The organism is Flagellimonas sp. 389 (genome assembly GCF_018449435.1).
In the GTDB taxonomy this organism is placed as follows: domain Bacteria; phylum Bacteroidota; class Bacteroidia; order Flavobacteriales; family Flavobacteriaceae; genus Flagellimonas.
In genome coordinates this window covers 84,504-104,706 of the sequence record NZ_JAHCMU010000007.1, presented here as the reverse complement: position 1 = coordinate 104,706, position 20,203 = coordinate 84,504, and the positions used below count along the sequence as shown (strand labels likewise).

18 protein-coding genes are annotated in these 20,203 nt (G+C 36.1%); 16 read left to right on the top strand and 2 right to left on the bottom strand.

The window, feature by feature from the left end:
- Positions 1-11 precede the first annotated feature (11 nt).
- The gene (locus KIM67_RS07755) at positions 12-2,339 is read left to right on the top strand and encodes an outer membrane beta-barrel family protein (RefSeq protein ID WP_213830771.1); all 2,328 of its coding nucleotides are present in this window, start codon (positions 12-14) and stop codon (positions 2,337-2,339) included.
- Positions 2,340-2,346: 7 nt separating this feature from the next.
- Here KIM67_RS07755 and gldA read toward each other — a convergent pair whose 3' ends face one another.
- Positions 2,347-3,240, bottom strand: a complete 894-nt coding sequence (gldA, locus tag KIM67_RS07750) for a gliding motility-associated ABC transporter ATP-binding subunit GldA (protein ID WP_213830770.1) — start codon at positions 3,238-3,240, stop codon at positions 2,347-2,349.
- A 468-nt stretch (positions 3,241-3,708) separates the two neighbouring features.
- Between gldA and KIM67_RS07745 the strand changes: the two genes are divergently transcribed.
- From KIM67_RS07745 to KIM67_RS07725, 5 genes are all read left to right on the top strand, one after another.
- On the top strand, positions 3,709-4,536 hold the full coding sequence (locus KIM67_RS07745) for a prephenate dehydratase (protein ID WP_213830769.1): 828 nt from the start codon (positions 3,709-3,711) through the stop codon (positions 4,534-4,536).
- On the top strand, positions 4,533-5,681 hold the full coding sequence (locus KIM67_RS07740) for an aminotransferase class I/II-fold pyridoxal phosphate-dependent enzyme (protein WP_213830845.1): 1,149 nt from the start codon (positions 4,533-4,535) through the stop codon (positions 5,679-5,681). The genes KIM67_RS07745 and KIM67_RS07740 overlap by 4 nt, the downstream gene beginning before the upstream one ends.
- A gap of 69 nt (positions 5,682-5,750) precedes the next feature.
- Positions 5,751-6,608, top strand: a complete 858-nt coding sequence (locus KIM67_RS07735; RefSeq protein ID WP_213830768.1) for a prephenate dehydrogenase — start codon at positions 5,751-5,753, stop codon at positions 6,606-6,608.
- A 74-nt stretch (positions 6,609-6,682) separates the two neighbouring features.
- On the top strand, positions 6,683-7,765 hold the full coding sequence (locus KIM67_RS07730) for a bifunctional 3-deoxy-7-phosphoheptulonate synthase/chorismate mutase type II (protein ID WP_213830767.1): 1,083 nt from the start codon (positions 6,683-6,685) through the stop codon (positions 7,763-7,765).
- Between the two features lie 138 nt (positions 7,766-7,903).
- Positions 7,904-8,578 (top strand): head GIN domain-containing protein, encoded by a 675-nt coding sequence (locus KIM67_RS07725; RefSeq protein WP_213830766.1) that lies wholly within the window; start codon positions 7,904-7,906, stop codon positions 8,576-8,578.
- A gap of 58 nt (positions 8,579-8,636) precedes the next feature.
- Here KIM67_RS07725 and KIM67_RS07720 read toward each other — a convergent pair whose 3' ends face one another.
- Positions 8,637-9,077 (bottom strand): hypothetical protein, encoded by a 441-nt coding sequence (locus tag KIM67_RS07720; protein WP_213830765.1) that lies wholly within the window; start codon positions 9,075-9,077, stop codon positions 8,637-8,639.
- Between the two features lie 101 nt (positions 9,078-9,178).
- On the opposite strand from KIM67_RS07720, the gene rsgA reads away from it, so the two are divergent.
- The 10 genes from rsgA to KIM67_RS07670 all read left to right on the top strand — a co-directional run bounded on the left by rsgA (position 9,179) and on the right by KIM67_RS07670 (position 20,194).
- A complete protein-coding gene (gene rsgA / locus KIM67_RS07715) occupies positions 9,179-10,123 on the top strand; it encodes a ribosome small subunit-dependent GTPase A (protein WP_213830764.1) in 945 nt (314 codons plus the stop codon).
- 3 nt (positions 10,124-10,126) lie between these two features.
- The gene (gene dtd, locus KIM67_RS07710) at positions 10,127-10,579 is read left to right on the top strand and encodes a D-aminoacyl-tRNA deacylase (RefSeq protein ID WP_213830763.1); all 453 of its coding nucleotides are present in this window, start codon (positions 10,127-10,129) and stop codon (positions 10,577-10,579) included.
- An 81-nt stretch (positions 10,580-10,660) separates the two neighbouring features.
- Entirely contained in the window at positions 10,661-12,565 is a 1,905-nt protein-coding gene (locus KIM67_RS07705; protein ID WP_213830762.1) for a DUF3857 domain-containing protein, read from the top strand.
- A 1-nt stretch (position 12,566) separates the two neighbouring features.
- Complete coding sequence (locus KIM67_RS07700) at positions 12,567-14,510, top strand: transglutaminase domain-containing protein (protein WP_213830761.1); 1,944 nt, start codon at positions 12,567-12,569, stop codon at positions 14,508-14,510.
- 1 nt (position 14,511) lies between these two features.
- On the top strand, positions 14,512-14,838 hold the full coding sequence (locus tag KIM67_RS07695) for a nucleotide pyrophosphohydrolase (protein ID WP_163416380.1): 327 nt from the start codon (positions 14,512-14,514) through the stop codon (positions 14,836-14,838).
- Between the two features lie 49 nt (positions 14,839-14,887).
- Complete coding sequence (locus KIM67_RS07690; RefSeq protein ID WP_213830760.1) at positions 14,888-16,117, top strand: 3-phosphoshikimate 1-carboxyvinyltransferase; 1,230 nt, start codon at positions 14,888-14,890, stop codon at positions 16,115-16,117.
- Between the two features lie 85 nt (positions 16,118-16,202).
- Positions 16,203-17,252: a tRNA preQ1(34) S-adenosylmethionine ribosyltransferase-isomerase QueA gene (gene queA / locus KIM67_RS07685; RefSeq protein ID WP_213830759.1), complete on the top strand. Its 1,050-nt coding sequence runs from the start codon at positions 16,203-16,205 to the stop codon at positions 17,250-17,252.
- Positions 17,253-17,332: 80 nt separating this feature from the next.
- The gene (gene rlmN / locus KIM67_RS07680) at positions 17,333-18,373 is read left to right on the top strand and encodes a 23S rRNA (adenine(2503)-C(2))-methyltransferase RlmN (RefSeq protein WP_213830758.1); all 1,041 of its coding nucleotides are present in this window, start codon (positions 17,333-17,335) and stop codon (positions 18,371-18,373) included.
- Positions 18,374-18,511: 138 nt separating this feature from the next.
- Positions 18,512-19,489 (top strand): polyprenyl synthetase family protein, encoded by a 978-nt coding sequence (locus tag KIM67_RS07675; protein ID WP_213830757.1) that lies wholly within the window; start codon positions 18,512-18,514, stop codon positions 19,487-19,489.
- 135 nt (positions 19,490-19,624) lie between these two features.
- A complete protein-coding gene (locus KIM67_RS07670; RefSeq protein WP_213830756.1) occupies positions 19,625-20,194 on the top strand; it encodes an RNA polymerase sigma factor in 570 nt (189 codons plus the stop codon).
- Positions 20,195-20,203: the final 9 nt, after the last annotated feature.

Genomic DNA, 20,203 nt, shown 5'->3' with positions numbered 1-20,203 from the left:
ATATATACGTTTTGAAGCATTTGTATTTTCTTGTTTTTTGTTTTACCGTTTCATCAATTTTTGGTCAAGTTCACTATTCCGTAAAGGGCAGTGTTATTGATGAAGATAGAAATGATATCCCCGTAGGCGATGTCCTTCTTTTTGATGAAAGTCAAGAAAACCTAATAAAATATACACAACTGTATGATGGTACTTTTGATTTTAATGCTATTGAAGGGAACAACTATTATCTGAAAATATCGGCATTGGGTTTTCAAGACTATGAAGCACCCATTCTTCTCAATAAAAATATTGAACTGAAGATTACCTTAACGGAAAGTGCCGAACAATTGGAAGAAGTTGAGGTAGTAGCTGCCAAAAATCCCATAACCAATAATAACGGTAACCTAAAGATTGATGTTCAAAACCCTATCTTCTCGTCGATTCCCGACCCCCTTGATGTACTGTCCAAATTACCCAATGTACAGATTGCAGCAGATAGGGAATCCATTTCAATTATTGGAAAGGGGAATCCATTGATTTATATGGGAGGACAAAGAATCACTTTTGACGAGTTGACAGCATTGTCGGTAAACAATATCGAAAGCATTGAGTTGATTGCAAATCCATCTGCAAAATATGAAGCGGAAGGTAGGGCAGTGCTGTTGGTTACGAGAAAACGAAATTCAAGTAAAGGTGTAAAAATGAACGTTAGCGAGACTGCTTCGTTTCGGAGGAATTTTAATAATTATTTGAACTCAAACGGAAGTTATTCAAACGGAAAATGGACAATTCAAGGAAATTTTGCCTACAATGATTTGGGACAATGGGAAAGCCATAGGTTTGCATTTGACATACCCGAAGAAAATATTTTTTCAGATTATCTGGTACTGATAGATTTAAATGAGCGTAAAGAAATAAATGGTGGATTGGGCTTTTTCTATCCCTTAAAAAAAGACGATTATTTTTCATTCAATACTACCTTCAGAAGGCAAACCAACGCTGCTCCAATAGAAACGGAAACTTTTGTTCGAAGTGAAGCAGGGGAAGATAACATTGTCTCAGATTCTGAAAATGACAATGCTAAGGACTACTTCAGCAGTAATTTTAACTACAGTAAAAAAGTGGCCAAAGCCCTCAATCTTTTTACAGGGCTTCAATACTCCTTTTATAAGCAAACATTGGATACAGAAATCTCAAATAATTTTAACGGTGATGGATTTAGTTTAGATGAAGATAGAGGACAGGAATATAAAATTAACTCTTTGGCATTGCGAGTAGATTTGGAACATACTATTTCTGATAATCTGAACTGGGAACTTGGTGTAAATTTTAATGAGGCGAGAGCAGCTGCTTTTACCGAAATACAGGAGCTATCCGATAACTCCGCAACCATTTTTGATTTTGATTACGAGGAACGATTGCATTCGGGATATACCACTTTGTCAGGAAACCTTAAAAAAGGAATAGATTATGAAGTAGGATTGCGAGTTGAATATAATAAGGTTAGGAGCGAACTTGAAAATGAAACCTCACCACTCGTTGACCGTGAGAATACCAATCTATTTCCAAAAGCCGGTTTGAATTTAAAAGTTGATAGTGTTAAAACAATATCGCTAAATTTTGCCCGAAGCATTACACGCCCAAGTTTTAGTGGAACCAGTACCATTAGAACATTCATTAATCCTTTTTTAGAAGCTATAAATGAAGTAAACCTGCTGCCAACGTTTACTAATGAAGTGTCTGCAAACTTTCAATGGAAAAATAAATCCATCAATGCAACGTATTACCAAAAAACAAATCCTGTAAATTTTGTCATCAGGTATGATGAGCTACTTGAAAGAGCTATTCTATCCACGATAAATTTAGAAAAAGAATCAGGATATACGGTTGGATTGACGTTGCCTTTTTCCTTTAAAAAGTGGACTTCTACAAATACCATAAGTCTCAATTACAATAAAATTGAAGATAGCACAGCAACACTGGGCAACACTAATCCGTATATATATGCTTACTCCAACCAACAATTCAAGATTAATAAAAATGTTACAATAGCCTTTGGCGGATGGTTGCTAACGGAACGACAAGAAGGTATTTTTAAGCGTAACAGTATGTTGATTTTGGATGCAACGATTACAAAAACCTTTTTTGAAAAACTACATTGTGCCATTCGTTTAAACGATATCACCAAGGCGATGAATTTTGAAGAAAGTTATGCCATAAACGGCGTTGAAGCAGCAGGGGTATACTTTGTAGATGCACAGGAGGTCGCTTTTTCGTTAAAATATGATTTTGGAAACACCAAAAAGGCCAAATTTAAAAATAAGGATGTAGATGAAAATTTGGGAAGAATCAAATAGGTTGGAATTAACTTGTCAACTCTGTAAAAAGACTTTCTAGATTCTTGTTTTTCCTGCTCAATTGTAATGTTTTGAGCTCATTGTCATGGGCAAAATCAAAAACCGCTGGTCGCATATCTTTTGTGGTATTGAAGGTGACCTCATAAACAAAACCTCCTATGTTCTTAACATGAACGGTGTTTGGTAACTTATTGAGCAACATTTCCTCAACTCTGTAATCAAACTCAACCTCTATGATCTGTTCCTCTGCTTCACGTAGTTCTTCTAGTTTTTTGTCGGCAACAATCTCGCCTTTATTGATGATGATAACCCTATCGCAGACCGCTTCAACCTCCTTCATAATATGTGTGGAAAGTAAAATGGTTTTCTCTTTTCCAATCTCCCTGATAAGTTTTCTGATTTCAATTAATTGATTGGGATCAAGCCCCGTTGTGGGTTCGTCCAGGATGAGTACCTCTGGGTCGTGCAATAGGGCGGCCGCCAGGCCAACACGTTGTCGGTATCCTTTGGATAACTGCCCTATTTTTTTATGTGCTTCAACAGTAAGGCCAGTTTGTTCGATTATGGTATCAATCCGTTTTTTGGCAACTTGGTATACATCTGCGTTAAAAGCGAGATATTCTTTTACATACATATCAAGATAAAGCGGATTGTGTTCTGGTAAGTAACCAATACTTTTTTGTACTCGCTGTTCAGATGTTAAAACATTGTGCCCATTGACCTCAGCTTCGCCAGAGTTAGCTTTATAATACGTAGTCAAAATGCGCATCATAGTAGATTTTCCAGCACCGTTAGGACCTAAAAAACCAACAATTTCCCCTTTTTGTATAGAAAAAGATACATTGTTCAATGCTTTTTGATTACCGAAGCTTTTGGTGATGTTGTTTACTGCAATGGACATTTGGTGCTATTTTGAATTTCAAAAATACAGTTTTAGATTTCCCAATGAATAAGTTATATGTAATATGAAAAGCTAAGAGAGTTATTTATAGTATTAAATCAAATCTTGAAAAACGAGTTTAAATTTTAAATTCTTAAAAAAATGAGGTGTATTTAAAAAAATATGCAACGTAATTGGGGATTTAGCTAAAAATCAAGAAAACTTTAGCTTTAGCTTTTGTTTTTCAACTGAATACCTATCTTAGCCAAAGATTTAGTAAACAATGACAAACACATATTTCTGGAACGGTTTTTATTTCTACTTCTTTTTTAAGAGAAGCAAGGGACTGTTCTGAAATATAGTAACTATATAATACAGGGTCCCGATGCAAATCGGGATTTTTTTTGTCCTGAACTTTCGTTCTGGACGACCCCGAGGCGGTGATTTAGCCAACTCGAAATCTAGTCGAAGGGTCTTAATACAGTAAGAATGTCTTTAAAAGTAGCAATACAGGGAATCAGGGGATCTAACCATCATCAAGTCGCAAAAGACTTTTTTGGTGATGAAATTGATTTAGTGGAATGCCTTTCTTTTGATGCTATTATACAGCACCTATGCAACGGTTCTATTGATAAAGGCATAATGGCGATCGAGAATTCCATTGCGGGTTCCATAATCCCCAATTATAATTTGGTATATCACAATAACGTGCACATCATTGGTGAGCACTATCTGAACATTCACCATAACCTTATGGTCTTAAAGGGAGGTTCATTTGAGGATGTTAAAGAAGTACATTCCCATCCTATGGCACTTTTGCAGTGTAAAGAATTTTTTAAAAAGTATCCAGACATAAAACTGGTAGAAGATGTAGACACTGCCGAAACAGCAAAACGGATAAAAGAAAATAAATTGGCAAACATTGCTGCTATTGCTCCAAGAGTTGCTGCGGATTTGTATGGTCTGGATATTATTGCCGATGAGATTCAGACGATAAAAAATAATGCTACACGTTTCATCATCTTAAAAAAACAGAATAAGGTTTTACCAGAAGAAGAGATAAACAAAGCATCGCTACGATTTATAACAGATCATAAACGGGGGAGTTTAGCCACAGTTCTTAACGTTATGAGCGATTGTAATTTGAACCTGACCAAAATCCAGTCTCTTCCGGTCATTGAAACACCATGGAAATATGCATTTTTTGTCGATGTTACTTTTGACGAGTACGATTTTTTCAAAAAAGCCAAGTCGTTACTGGAAATAATGTCAGAGGATTTTAGAGTATTGGGCGAATATAAAAATGCATTGCAATAATGGTTACAGCAGATAGATTACATAGCGTTCAAGAATACTACTTCTCAAAAAAACTAAGGGAAGTCCGTGGTTTAATTAATCAGGGAAAACCAATTATAAACATGGGCATTGGTAGTCCAGATTTGCCACCTTCAAAAGAAGCGGTAAGTACACTGCAAGAAGTTTTGGAGGATAGTAAGGCGCATCAATACCAAAGCTATCAAGGATTGCCGGAACTACGGGAAGCTATGGCCAATTTTTATGCTTCACGTTTTGACGTACATGTGGATGCCAACACCGAACTCTTGCCGTTGATGGGTTCCAAAGAAGGTATTATGCATATCAGCTTGGCATTTTTAAATGTAGGCGATGAGGTTTTAATACCAAATCCGGGTTATCCAACCTACAGTTCCGTTACAAATTTAATCGGGGCAAAACCAGTTATGTACGATTTAACGGCTAAGAACGGATGGCTGCCAGATATAAAAGCATTGGAGAAAACAGACTTGTCCAAGGTGAAATTAATGTGGATAAGCTACCCCAATATGCCCACTGGTGCCAAGATAGATAAGGTTAAAATGAAAGAATTGGTTGCCTTTGCTGAAGCGAACGATTTGCTCATTGTCAATGATAACCCGTACAGTTTTGTGCTCAATGATAGCCCTACAAGTATTTTACAGGTAGAAGGGGCAAAGGAAGTTGCGTTGGAATTGAACTCCCTTAGCAAGACCTTTAACATGGCCGGTTGGCGGGTGGGTATGGTGCTGGGGAGTTCAGAACACGTTACGGCAGTTTTAAAGGTTAAGAGCAATATGGATTCCGGTATGTTTTATGGAATTCAAAAAGGAGCGATTACCGCCCTTGAAAGTGGTGGAGATTGGTTTGAGAAATTGGATGACGTTTACAGAAAGCGTAGAAAGCTTATGTTTCAATTAGTCGATAAACTTGGCACTACCTATGATAAAGATGCGGCCGGAATGTTCATTTGGGCAAAACTGCCCGAAGGGTCAAAATCCTCCGAAGATTTTATTGATGAGGTGTTATATGATAAACATGTTTTTATCGCTCCGGGAACTATTTTTGGTAGCAATGGAGAAGGGTACATACGATTCTCACTTTGTGTGGAAGAAGAAAAAATAAAAGAAGCAATAAGGAGATTTGAGTAATTAGATATTAGAATTGAGTACATAAACCATGTTTTTAATGTCGGTTTCATTATTTAAAACCACTGATAAATGAATGTAACGATTGTTGGTATCGGATTGATTGGAGGGTCTTTTGCCAAAGACTTTAAAGAACTGTATCCTGATTCAAAAGTAACAGGTGTTGACAAGAATGAATCGAATGCTAATGAAGCATTGGAGTTGGGAATTATAGATCAAATAAAGGATTATGATTCTTTAGCAACTTCAGATATTGTTTTCGTAAGTATTCCGGTAAATGCCCTAATGCTAGAGTTGCCAAGAATTTTGGATGCCGTTGGTGATGGTACGCTCGTTATGGATGCAGGATCTACCAAAAAACTGATATGCAAGACTGTGGATGGGCATCCAAAGCGAAGAAATTTTTTGGCCTGTCACCCTATTGCAGGAACAGAGTTCTCAGGGCCGTCAGCTGCTATAAATGGATTATACGCAGGAAAGACCAACATAATATGTGAAGTGGAAAAAACCGCTTTCAAGCTTCAAGAGAAGGCTTTGGAGATATTTCAAAAGATGAAGATGCGTATCCGTTACATGAATCCAGATGCACATGATAAGCACATTGCTTATGTATCCCATTTATCGCACATTAGTTCATTTATGTTGGGCAAGACTGTAATCGAAAAAGAAAAGAACGAGCGTGATATTTTTGATATGGCAGGTAGTGGCTTTGAAAGTACAGTTCGCTTGGCAAAAAGTTCCCCGGATATGTGGACGCCGATTTTTGAACAGAACAGGGAGAACGTAATCGAAACCTTGGAAGAGTACATTCAAAATCTGGAAACATTCAAAAAACTGCTAGTGGACAATGATTTTGAGAACGTTTATCAAGAAATGAACAATACCAATAGAATAAAACAAATATTAAAAGGAATACCGCTTACAAAGTAAAAGATGGTTTTTAACGAACAACGAACAAAGCGAGTGCTGAGCGCAGTAGAAGCAAACAACGAATAATATACCAAATGGAGAATTCAAAAGAAATGAGAAAATGGCTGGATGATATGGCTTTGCCCCATCCATTGGTCATTGCAGGCCCTTGTAGTGCCGAGACCGAAGACCAAGTATTAAAAATAGCACATGACTTAAAAGATACAGATGTCAATTACTACCGTGCTGGAATCTGGAAACCCAGAACGCGACCAGGTAATTTTGAAGGAGTAGGTGCCATTGGATTAAAGTGGTTGCAAAAGGTGAAGGAAGAGACAGGTTTAAAAACTGCCACAGAGGTGGCCAATCGAGCACATGTAGATCTGGCATTGGAACATGATGTGGATTTGTTATGGATTGGCGCACGATCAACTGTAAGTCCTTTTATAGTTCAGGAGATTGCAGATGCACTGGAAGGAACGGATAAGATTGTGCTTATAAAGAATCCGGTCAATCCAGATTTATCACTTTGGTTAGGGGCTGTGGAGCGTTTGTATTCTGCGGATATTAAAAATTTGGGCGTAATCCATAGAGGTTTTTCAACTTATGAAAAGACAAAATATCGTAATATTCCTGAATGGCAGTTGGCAATTGAACTACAGTCCAAGTTTCCAGATTTGCCCATAATCAATGACCCAAGCCATATAACAGGGAAACGTGATATGATTTTTGACGTATCCCAAACTGCTTTGGATTTGAATTTTGATGGACTGATGATCGAGACGCATTATGATCCAGATAATGCATGGAGCGATGCCGCACAACAAGTAACTCCGCAAACATTGGTTCAGATTATGAATGACCTTCGTATTAGAAAAGAGACCGATGAAGAGGCAGAATACAATAGCAAGTTGAACAATCTAAGAGCGCAAATAGATGTTATCGACAATCAGCTGATAGATACCTTGGGAAAACGTATGAAAGTTTCTGATGGTATTGGAAAGCTCAAAAAACAAAGGAATGTAGCTGTACTACAATCCAACAGATGGAATGCTATACTGGGCAAAATGATTCTTGAAGGGGAATCCCAAGGATTGAGCGAAGAATTTGTTTTGCGGATGTTCAAGGCGATTCACCAAGAATCAATTAACCATCAGGAAAAGATTATCAACAAGTAGCCATACGCTTGTGAAATATTTTAAAGGTCATCTAGAACCATGGGTTTGTATCCCTAGGTTTTAAATGACTTTTTTTATTCAGAAAACTGTAACAATTTTATAAACTGCTCATCTTTGTAAACAGAAAATAATACTATCATGAAAAAAATATTTACGCTTTGTGTCCTTTTTATTTCTGCCAATATTTTTTCCCAACGTATGATCGATACGGAAGTTGGGGATTTTAATGAAATCAAGGTTTTTGATTTGATTGAAGTAAATCTCATTCAATCCGATGACAATAGAATTGTTATAAAAGGAAGGAACGTGGATGACATTAAATGGATGAACAAAAAGGGCGTGCTAAAACTAAGAATGCAATTGGATAAAAAGTTTATGGGGGAAGATACGCTTATCGAAGTTTACTATACAGATTTAAACATTATAGATGGCAATGAAGGTGCTAAAATTACGTGTAACGAAATGGTGAAAAAGAGTAAAATCGAACTTCGAGCACAGGAAGGCGCCAAGATACATATTGGAATGGATGTGGATTATGCAGATATAAGAGCAGTGACGGGAGGTATTGTCGAGGCATCGGGCTTGGCAAAAAATCAGACCGTGGTACTAAACACAGGCGGTATTTTTGAAGGACGTGAACTCCGAACTTCCAGTACTGATATAAAGATTTCCGCAGGTGGTGAAGCAGAGGTATTTGCCTCTGAACAAATCGATATTAAAGTAAAAGCAGGTGGTGACGTAAATGTTTATGGCAATCCCAAAAAAGTGTATAAAAATACCTTTGTAGGCGGAAGGGTCTACATTATGGATTAGTGCTAAAAAAAATAGGCCACTTCATCAAGTGGCCTATTTATTATTAAAAAAAAGTTCTTTACTTTTTAAAAATATATCTTGTAATAAAAATACCTTTACCATCACCTTTTCCACCTTCACTTTCAACAGCACTAGTGACAAAAGCCAGTTCCCAACCATTGGCAACCATGTCATTGATCATTGAAGACAACAATGCATCGTTGGCTGCAATATTCTGAAAACGAATTCCACCGATATTGTAAAAGTTCAATAATTTGGTTTCTTCAAAATTCTTTACTCGAATCTCTCCTCTTTTCGATTTGTTACGTGTGTTGTCATCTTCGGTCTGTACACTCGTGTACTCTTTATAATCCTTTTCCTCAAGGGCATTTACGATTCTAGAACGTCCCAATCCGTTGGGAACAATGGATTCAACACTAGTGATGACTTTAAATTTTTGTGCGCTGGTTTCAAGAGTTGCGGCTAACGCAATTACCGCGATGATTAAGATTTTTTTCATGTTTTTAATTTGATTATTTAGAAAGATTTAACTGTGTAACACATATATACGTTTGAATTGGAGTATTATTGTTTCTTTGCATTGAAAATGTTAAAAAAGTTGTGAAAGGCACTATTTATAAATCTACAGGGAGTTGGTATACCGTAAAATCGGAGGAAGGCGATTTTTACGAATGTCGTATAAAAGGGAAATTCCGTATTAAGGGTATTAAGAGTACCAACCCTGTCGCTGTAGGTGATTATGTAGTGTTTGAACTTGAAGAGATTGGTGATGAGACGGTTGCGGTAATTACTGAGATAAAAGATAGAAAGAATTACATTATCCGAAAATCGGTCAACCTCTCCAAACAGACACATATCATTGCTGCGAATCTAGACCAAGTCTTTTTATTGGTTACCTTAAATAATCCACAGACTTTTACCAGTTTTATTGACCGATTTTTGATAACCGCAGAAGCCTATGAAATTCCAGTAGTAATCCTGTTCAATAAAATGGATATCTATGATGAGAATGAGATGGAAGAAATCGAACATTTGGTAGCTTTATATAAAAGTATTGGATACCATTGCGTAGATATAGCCGCAGCAATTGGAACGAACGTAGAGATTGTCAAAGAATTGATGATACATAAAACAAGCATGTTTTCTGGGCATTCTGGTGTTGGAAAGTCCACGCTCATCAATGCTATTGAACCCGGGCTTGAACTAAAAACAGCGGAAATATCCGAACAGCACTTGCAAGGGCAGCATACTACCACTTTTGCAGAAATGTACGACCTTTCTTTTGGTGCTAGGATTATAGATACCCCAGGCATTAAGGGCTTTGGCATAGTGGACATGGAACAGAATGAAATTGGGGATTATTTTCCAGAGTTTTTTAAACTGAAATCGCAATGTAAGTTTAATAACTGTTTACATCTGGATGAACCCAAATGTGCTGTAAAAGAGGCTTTGGAAAATGATGAAATATCGTGGAGTCGATATCGCAGTTATGTACAGATGATTACCGGTGAAGATGAAAATTATAGAGTTGATGTTTATAAATAATCAATGAGGGCGGTAGTACAGCGGGTAACTAGGGCAAGCGTTACAGTAGATAACAAAGTAATTTCCAAAATTGAACATGGTCTATTGGTTTTATTGGGTGTTGAAGATGCTGATGGGGAAGAGGACATTGAGTGGTTATCAAAAAAAATAGTGAACCTTCGTATTTTTAATGATGAAGCTGGAGTGATGAATCGGTCCGTTTTGGATGTGGATGGAAATATAATTGTGGTTAGTCAATTTACGCTCCACGCAGCTACCAAAAAAGGGAATCGACCTTCTTACATTAAAGCTTCAAAGCCAGAAATTGCTATCCCTGTTTATGAGAATTTTATAAAGTGTGTTGAGCAGGAGTTGGGAAAAAAAGTGGGTGCTGGAATATTTGGGGCGGATATGAAAGTTGATTTGTTGAATGACGGTCCGGTAACTATTTTGATCGATACTAAAGCTCGAGAATAAAAGAATTTCATCTAATTTAGTTTTCTTCTTTGTAAGAATTGTAAGAATTTTGTAAGAGCCAATTTAACCAATTACGTTTTAATGCGAATTCTTTCATTCCTTATTTTTCTAGGATTACAAATTGTATATCCTCAGGAAGACGCCCTATCTGCTTCAAACATTAGTGAAAATTTAATTTACGGTGCCAATGCTGTAATTAGAGACCATAGTATATATGTTAAGCTATTATCTAAATACAGCTTAGAAGCTAATTATACCAGAATTGTTACTGTGCTGAATGAAAAAGGAAATAAGCATACTAATACAATGGTTGGATACAATAACGGTATAGATATAACTCGTATATCGGCAGAGATTTTTGATAAAGAAGGAAAATCTATCAAGAAAATCAAGAAAAAAGATTTTTTAGATGTTAGCGCCGTAGACGGTGGGACTTTGTACTCTGACTCTAGGGTTCTTTATGCAAACTATCTTCCATTAGATTATCCGTATACTATAAAATTTTCTTACCAATCAAAGACCAAGAATACGGGTAATATTCCTTCTTGGTATTTTCTAGATGATTTCTTTGTAAGTACAGAATCGACCGAATACACTATAGAATTTGCTGAAACTGCCCTGAAACCAATAATACTTGAGAAAAACTTTGGAGAATATGGTATCTCTTTAAAAGAAACAAACAATTCTATCAGTTACGTTTTAAAAAATGTTAAGGCCATCAAGGATGAGAATTTAAGACCTTCCATGAACAAGATTTTGCCAAGATTAATGGTATGTCCAGTTAATTTTCACTATGAAGGTTTTGATGGTACCATAAATAATTGGAAGGAAGCAGGGTTTTGGATGAACAATAATTTGTTGAAGGATCAGGATAATCTTAATGCTTCTACCATTGCAATGATGAAAAATTTGGTTGCGGGTGTAGACGATAATCTTGAAAAAGCAAAAATAATCTATAGATATATTCAAGAAAACACAAGGTATATTAGTGTCCAAGTAGGCATTGGAGGTTTAAGGCCAATAAGTGCTGTTGAAGTTGATAGGTTAAAATACGGAGACTGTAAGGGGCTTACAAATTATACCAAAGCACTTTTAAAAGCTGTAGATGTTGAGTCTTATTATGTTCATGTAGAAGCAGGTGAAGATAAAATTGATTTTGAAGAAGATACCGCTTCATTAGGACAAGGTAACCACGTTATTTTGGCCATACCACACAAGGGTAAATATTTTTGGATTGATTGTACATCACAAAGTCACCCATTTGGCTTTATAGGTAGCTTTACTGATGATAGAAAAGTATTATTGATTAAACCAAATGGAGGGGAAATAGTAAAGACAGAAAGCTATTTAGATGAACAGAACTTGCAAACAACTAAGAGCAACTATGTTATCAATGAAAGGGGAGATATTTCTGGGGATATTACAATTATTACCAATGGAATACAATACGACCAGCATTTTCAATTAGAAAATCTTCCAAATTTGGATATTGAAAATTACTATAAAAGCTATTGGTCAAACATAAATAATTTAGAAATTAAGAGTTTTGTTTTTGAAAATAACAGAGATAGTGTTTTGTTTAAAGAAAGCCTAAAAGTAAAGGCGGACAGATACGCAAGTGTCTCTAACAATAACTTAATATTTGTAGCAACCCCTTTCAATAATTCCCAATTTATTCCACGACGAAATAGAAATAGGGTATTTCCAGTTGAAATTTCAAGAGGTTTTTTGGATTGTGATGAGTATGAAATAGAGATTCCTGGGAATTATACGTTGGAATCACTTCCTGAGAATAGCCATATAGAGACAAAGTTTGGAGAATATTCTTTGAATTTTGAAACAAGGGAAGATATAATAAAGGTCACTAGAAAATTACTTATCAAATCGGGAACGTATCTAAAATCCGATTACAATCCTTATAGAATTTTTAGAAGAAACATAGCCAAATTAGATAATTCTAAAATAATACTAACTAAAAAGATATAACATGTTCAAGAATTTAACTATTGTTTTACTAATTTTTTGTTTGGCCACCAAGAGTATTTCACAAGAAGTTAAGTTTGGAAAGATTTCCAAAGATGAATTATTGGAAAAAGAATATATAAATGACAAGTCAGCAAGCGCAGCTATACTTTACAAGCATAGAAATACATATTTGACCCTTAGTAATGGAAATGCAGAATTGGTTACGGAGGTACATGAGCGAATAAAGATATACGACAAGGCAGGATTTGATTATGCTACAGAAGAAATAAGTCTATTTAAAAATAGAAACGATAACGAACAAGTAAGAAAGATTAAAGCGGTTACTTACAATTTAGAAAATAATAAGATTGTAGCAACCGAATTACAAAAAGAAGGGATTTTTAAAACAGAAGCAAGTTATTATTATAACCAGGTTAAGTTCACTTTGCCAAATGTAAAAGAAGGTTCTGTTATAGAGTTTTCCTATAAGATAAATTCTCCATTTATTTGGAATATAGATGAATTTCGCTTTCAGTATGACATCCCGGTAAAGTATATGAAGGCAGAACTTAGAACGCCGAAAGGGTTTGAATACAAACAGACTTTTAAGGGGTACATAAACGTATATCCCAAAACATACAAAAAACTGGATAATCGCATTGGGATGGAAGTTGTCGTGAATGAATATTATGTAAACAATATGCCTGCTATGAAAGAAGAGGGCTATGTTGATAATATTTATAACTATAGGTCTGGAGTTTTATTTGAGTTGGTGTCTGTAGAATATCCTGGATATTTTAAGAGTTATTCACGCTCATGGAGTGATGTTGCAAAAACTATAGGGAGTTCTGATGATTATAAAAATCAACTTGATAAAACGAATTCGTTTGATGATGAAATTGATGATTTAATTGATGCAAAAGGAAGTGATATGGATAAACTTAAATCCATATTCGAATATGTTAAGAACAATATTACGTGGAACGGAATAGATGGTAAGTATTTTTATAATGGATTGAAAAAAACTCTGAAAGAGAAAAAAGGAAACTCGGCCGATGTAAATCTCTTGTTGGTGGCAATGCTTAGATACGCAGGGATAGATGCTAATCCCGTTATTATAAGTACAAAGGACAACTTAATTCCTTTATTTCCCACTATAGATAGGTTGAACTACGTTTTGGCTTATGCCGTGGTTGGAGATAAAAAATACTTCATGGATGCAACGGAAGAATACAGTAATCTCAATATACTGCCTTTAAAGGATTATAATTGGAAGGGTATTCTGATAGACAATAATAAAAAGGTTTGGAAACAAATAGACATTTTATCTCCTGGAATATCTTCAAATATGTATTCTCTGGATATAGCACTAAATGAAGATGGAACCCAAGAAGGAGTATGTAGATCAAGATATGATAAACATAGCGCACTTAGGTTTAGAAAAAATTACAAGAACCAAGATATGGATATCTATCTTAGTGAAATGGAAAGTAATTATTCCGATATAGAAATTGACAATTATGAAGTTAAAAATGCAGACGTTTATGAGGGAATGGTAAGTGAATCATTTGAATTTTACAAGGATTATGGCGCAGATGTTATAAATAATGATTTTTACTTAAAGCCCTTAAGTTTTTTAAGTATTTCTGAAAACCCATTTAAATCAGAGAAAAGAGAATATCCAATCGATTTTGGATATCCTTTTAAAGAGATTTACATGGTCAACATAAAAATACCAGAAGGATATCAGGTAAAATATTTACCGAGTGTCAAAATTATAAGCTTACCAGATAATCTTGGAGTATTCAAATATAATATCTCTACATTGGGAGGAAAGATTAGTTTGATGGTAAATTTTGAGATTAACAGTGCAAGTATATCTCCTTTATATTATCCTTATCTAAAAGAGTTTTTTAATCAAGTTGTCACCAAACAGTCTGAGCAATTAGTGTTATCAAAAGTTTAATATGAATATAGAAAACGCACAAAAAGCCGTTGATGAATGGATCAAGAACCATGGTGTCCGTTATTTTAACGAGCTTACCAATATGGCACAGCTTACCGAAGAAGTAGGCGAAGTGGCGCGAATCATTGCCAGACGGTATGGTGAACAAAGCGAGAAAGAATCAGATAAATCCAAAGATTTAGGTGAAGAGCTTGCCGATGTACTTTTTGTGGTACTCTGTTTGGCAAACCAAACCGGTATAGATCTGCAAGATGCTTTTGATAAAAAATTGGACCTAAAAACAAAGCGTGATCACGATAGGCACCAAAACAACGAAAAGCTTAAATAAACTATATTTGGGCTTTTGTTTTTTAGATAAGTCATAAAGCATAGAACGTTTGAAACTTCAACTTTCCTATCCATCCAAAAAAGTAATCAAAGCTGATATACAAATTACAGGCTCTAAAAGTGAGACCAATAGATCTTTACTCTTACAGGCACTATTTCCAAACATAACCATTGAAAATCTATCCAATTCGGATGATGGCGCCGTCATGGCAAAAGGGCTAGAAAAAGTCTCAGGCGAAGTGGATATCCATCATGCAGGAACTGCGATGCGTTTTTTAACCGCCTATTTCGCGTCACAAGAAGGAAAAGAAGTGGTTCTAACAGGTTCTAAACGAATGCAGGAACGGCCTATCGGCGTTTTGGTGGAAGCATTGAATGATTTAGGTGCAGAAATAATATATATAACCAAAGAAGGTTATCCGCCCCTAAGAATAAAGGGAAAAAAGTTGATCAAAAACAAAGTAGCCCTACCTGCAAATGTTAGCAGTCAATACATATCGGCACTCTTATTGATCGCGCCAAGTTTGGAAAATGGATTAGAACTGGAACTTATAGGAAAAATCACTTCAGTACCCTATATAAAAATGACGTTGGCACTTTTAAACGAGATAGGTGTTGTTACTTCGTTTGTAGGAAACCAAATAAAAGTCGAACCAAAGTATCAAGTTGAAAAAACGACACTAGTGGTAGAATCCGATTGGAGTTCTGCCAGTTATTTTTATAGCATAGCAGCATTGAGCGAAATAGGTGCTGAAATCAAGTTGTCTTCCTACAAGAAAGATTCACTGCAAGGAGATAGCGTTTTGACAGAAATCTATAAGGATTTTGGCGTTGAGACCTCATTTTCTCAAAATGAAATTAGAATCTCTAAAATAGCCGAATGTCAAAATTCTAAGGTTGATTATGATCTTTCCAATGCACCGGATATTGCGCAAACAATTTCGGTTACTTGCTTTGGTTTGGGAATAGCTTGTCATTTGACCGGACTGCATACCCTGCCAATAAAAGAGACCGATCGTTTGGCAGCATTGAAAACAGAACTTTCAAAATTTGGTGCAAAAGTCGAGACCGATTCCGAAAGCCTTACACTTTTTCCTTCAGAAAATATAGCTTCAGGGGTTACCGTAGATACCTATCATGACCATAGAATGGCGATGGCATTTGGACCTTTAGGCTTAAAAACAACAATGGTTATCAATGATGCCATGGTAGTTTCCAAATCCTATCCCGACTTCTGGAAAGACCTAAAAAAACTTGGTCTTGAAATAGAAGAACTTTAATTCATTATTTAATAAACAAATTACTTGACATCCCCTATGTTGAGATTGTATATTTGCCCTCTTTAAAAATCCAAAACAACCGTACATGAAATTATCAAACTTCAACTTTGAATTACCAAAAGAATTATTGGCAGAATATCCTGCAGAAAACAGGGATGAATCCAAATTAATGGTGATTCACAGAGAAACTGGAAAAATTGAGCATAAGATGTTCAAGGATCTTATTGATTATTTCGATGAAGGTGACGTTATGGCACTGAACAATACTAAAGTATTTCCTGCCAGACTTTACGGAAACAAAGAAAAAACAGGTGCGCGTATCGAGGTTTTCTTATTGCGCGAACTCAATCAAGAACAACGCCTTTGGGATGTTTTGGTAGACCCTGCTCGAAAAATACGGATAGGAAACAAACTTTATTTTGGTGATGATGAAAGTTTGGTAGCCGAGGTTATCGATAATACTACTTCTAGAGGAAGAACATTGCGTTTTCTTTATGACGGTTCTTATACGGATTTTAGAAGAAAATTACGTGAATTGGGCGAAACGCCTCTTCCAAAATATATCAAGCGAGATGTTGAGCCTGAAGATGAGAAACGGTATCAAACCATCTATGCAAAACATGAAGGAGCGGTTGCAGCACCAACGGCAGGATTGCATTTTTCAAAACACTTGCTCAAAAGATTGGAAATCAAAGGTGTCGATTTTGCAGAAGTAACCTTGCACGTTGGATTGGGAACATTCAATCCCGTTGAGGTAGAGGATCTGTCCAAGCATAAAATGGATAGTGAAGAATTGGTCATTGATGAAAAGGCAACCGAAATTATCAATAATGCCAAAGCAAACAAAAGACGTATCTGTGCTGTGGGAACTACGGTAATGCGAGGATTGGAGAGTGCCGTTTCATCCGATCATATGCTGAACACTTTTGAAGGATGGACGAATAAATTTATATTCCCTCCTTATGATTTCAGCATTGCCAATTGCATGGTGACCAATTTCCATTTGCCTAAGTCCACATTGTTAATGATGATATCTGCATTTACGGGACATGATCTTATGAAAAAAGCATACAAACAAGCAATATTGGAAGGCTACCGTTTTTATTCCTACGGAGATGCCATGTTGATTCTTTAAGAATAAATAAGAATATACATTGATCCCACTTGTTTAGTTTCTATGAACAAGTGGGATTTTTTCTTGACTATCTTTAGCTTATGGAAATCAAAAAGAAGGATATAAGAGCACTCACGAAAGAACAGCTAAGGGCTTTTTTTGCAGACCATGGCGATAAAGCGTTTCGCGGTAACCAGGTGTATGAATGGCTATGGCAAAAGTCTGCACATTCTTTTGATGCCATGACCAATATCTCTAAGGAAACCCGAAGCATGTTGGAAGAGAACTTCGTGATCAACCATATCAAGGTAGATCAAATGCAGCGTAGTTCAGATGGTACCATTAAAAACGCCGTAAGGCTACATGATGATTTAGTGGTAGAATCCGTTCTTATTCCTACAGATACCAGAACTACTGCATGCGTATCAAGTCAGGTAGGATGTAGTTTGGACTGTAGATTTTGTGCTACTTCCCGTTTAAAACGAATGCGCAACTTAAATCCAGATGAGATTTATGACCAAGTAGTCGCGATTGATAATGAAAGCCGATTATATTTTGATAGACCACTTAGCAACATTGTTTTTATGGGTATGGGAGAACCCTTGATGAATTATAACAATGTGCTTAAGGCCATCGATAAAATAACGTCCCCAGAAGGATTGGGAATGTCACCAAAACGAATCATTGTTTCTACCTCGGGTGTTCCTAAAATGATAAAGAAGATGGCGGATGAAGAAGTGAAATTTGGTCTGGCCGTTTCCCTACATTCAGCGATAGATGAAGTTCGTACCTCCATTATGCCGTTCAATGCTACGTTTCCATTAAAGGATTTGAGAGAATCCCTAGAATATTGGTACAATAAAACCAAAAATAGGATAACCTATGAATATGTTGTTTGGGAAGGCATCAACGATACAAAAGATGCTGTGGAAGCTCTGGTCAAATTTTGCAAGTTCGCACCTTCAAAAGTTAATTTGATAGAGTACAATCCCATAGATGATGGAGAATTCCAGCAAGCTTCCAATGCAGCGATAGCTATGTACAAGAACACTTTAGAAAGAAATGGCATAACCGTTACCGTAAGAAGGTCTCGTGGAAAAGATATCGATGCCGCTTGCGGCCAATTGGCGAATAAAAGTTGATAACTATACCCTCGTTTTGATACAGATTAGCGAACGTTTTGTAAAACCGTCTTAAAAGTTTGTGCTTCCATCGACGAACTCTGTCATTTTCCCTACTTTTAACGTTTTAAAAACCGAATTTATCAAAGCACGACTATATTGAAAGTAGTTTCGCAAATTAGGGAACCGATTGAACGGGAAATGGAACTTTTCGAAGAAAAGTTCTTAAAGTCCATGTCTTCTAAAGTTGCTTTGTTCAATCGAATTACATACTACATCGTAAATAGAAAGGGTAAGCAAATGCGTCCCATGTTCGTTTTTCTTACTGCCAAATTAATTAATGATGGTTCCATTAATGACCGTACGTACTGTGGTGCGTCCATCATTGAGCTCATACATACGGCAAGCCTTGTTCATGATGATGTTGTAGATGATAGCCATAAAAGAAGAGGGTTCTTTTCGATAAATGCACTTTGGAAAAATAAAATAGCGGTTTTGGTCGGTGATTTTCTTTTCTCAAAGGGAGTTTTAGTAGCGTTAGAGAATAAAGATTATGATCTCTTGCATATCATTTCCAATGCGGTCAGGGATATGAGCGAAGGAGAATTGCTTCAGATTGAAAAAGCCCGACTTTTGGATATTACCGAAGAGGTCTACTATGAAATTATACGTCAAAAAACAGCTACCCTAATCGCTGCCTGTTGCAGTATGGGTGCATGTTCCGTAAAGCCAGATTCAGAGCATGTGGAAACTTTTAGGAAGTTTGGGGAGCTTTGTGGTATGGCATTCCAAATCAAGGATGACCTATTTGATTATGGCTCAGAAAAAATAGGAAAGCCAACAGGTATTGACATTAAGGAGCAGAAAATGACGCTTCCTTTGATTTATGCATTGAACAATAGCGATGAAACCAAAAAACGCTGGCTGGTCAATTCTATTAAAAACCATAACAAGGATAAAAAAAGAGTTAGGGAAGTAATTGCCTATGTGAAGGATAAGGGTGGACTTGATTATGCGATAACAAAAATGCTTTCCTTTAAAGACGAGGCTCTGGCCTTATTGGATAACTATCCAGATTCTGAGTATAAAGACGCACTGACCCTTATGGTAAATTATGTGGTAGATCGCAACAAGTAAAACACTGATTCATTCTATATTGATATGGCTTCATTTTAAATATTTCTAGAAATATTTAGAAAAAAACACTTCACTGGGCAACCTTTTTAAAAAATGGTGCGTCTATCTTTATAGAAAACAAACCGACAACCACTTTTGAAGATTATCTCTTTGTATACTGATGAGAAGCTTTTGATAAAGAAAGCAAGTGCTGGAAACCCACAAGCACAGAAGTTTATGTACGATAAGCATGCACCAAAAATGTTAGGTATTTGCAGACAGTATGTTAAAGATCTACAGTTTGCCGAGGATACCATGATCAAAGGATTTGTAAAAGTTTTTCAAAATTTGGACTCTTTTCAACATAAAGGGAGTTTTGAAGGGTGGGTTAGAAAGATTATGGTTAGGGAGAGTATTTCTTATCTCCGCAAAAGACAGTTTGTAGTTTATGATGATGAGGTTTATGAGCAAAAAGACAAAGAACTGGATAATGAAACCTCACTGTTAGATGTTGAATATGTACAACAATTGATAGATAAACTTCCAGAAGGCTATAAAATGGTTTTTTTATTAAATGCCATAGAAGGGTACAAGCATCATGAGATTTCGGAGATGCTGGGAATTAGCGTTGGCACTTCTAAATCACAGTTGTTCAAGGCCAGAAAAATGCTTCAGGATGGTTTGACTTTAAAAGGGATGTCACCTAAAGCAAAGTCTGGTGATTAAAAAAGAGTT

Bases quoted from the DNA above. Each gene is read 5' to 3' on its own strand.
- gldA (WP_213830770.1), bottom strand. From the start codon at position 3,240: ATGTCCATTGCAGTAAACAACATCACCAAAAGCTTCGGTAATCAAAAA.
- KIM67_RS07745 (WP_213830769.1), top strand. From the start codon at position 3,709: ATGTCTTTAAAAGTAGCAATACAGGGAATCAGGGGATCTAACCATCAT.
- KIM67_RS07735 (WP_213830768.1), top strand. From the start codon at position 5,751: ATGAATGTAACGATTGTTGGTATCGGATTGATTGGAGGGTCTTTTGCC.
- KIM67_RS07730 (WP_213830767.1), top strand. From the start codon at position 6,683: ATGGAGAATTCAAAAGAAATGAGAAAATGGCTGGATGATATGGCTTTG.
- KIM67_RS07725 (WP_213830766.1), top strand. From the start codon at position 7,904: ATGAAAAAAATATTTACGCTTTGTGTCCTTTTTATTTCTGCCAATATT.
- KIM67_RS07720 (WP_213830765.1), bottom strand. From the start codon at position 9,077: ATGAAAAAAATCTTAATCATCGCGGTAATTGCGTTAGCCGCAACTCTT.
- dtd (WP_213830763.1), top strand. From the start codon at position 10,127: ATGAGGGCGGTAGTACAGCGGGTAACTAGGGCAAGCGTTACAGTAGAT.
- KIM67_RS07705 (WP_213830762.1), top strand. From the start codon at position 10,661: ATGCGAATTCTTTCATTCCTTATTTTTCTAGGATTACAAATTGTATAT.
- KIM67_RS07700 (WP_213830761.1), top strand. From the start codon at position 12,567: ATGTTCAAGAATTTAACTATTGTTTTACTAATTTTTTGTTTGGCCACC.
- KIM67_RS07695 (WP_163416380.1), top strand. From the start codon at position 14,512: ATGAATATAGAAAACGCACAAAAAGCCGTTGATGAATGGATCAAGAAC.
- queA (WP_213830759.1), top strand. From the start codon at position 16,203: ATGAAATTATCAAACTTCAACTTTGAATTACCAAAAGAATTATTGGCA.
- rlmN (WP_213830758.1), top strand. From the start codon at position 17,333: ATGGAAATCAAAAAGAAGGATATAAGAGCACTCACGAAAGAACAGCTA.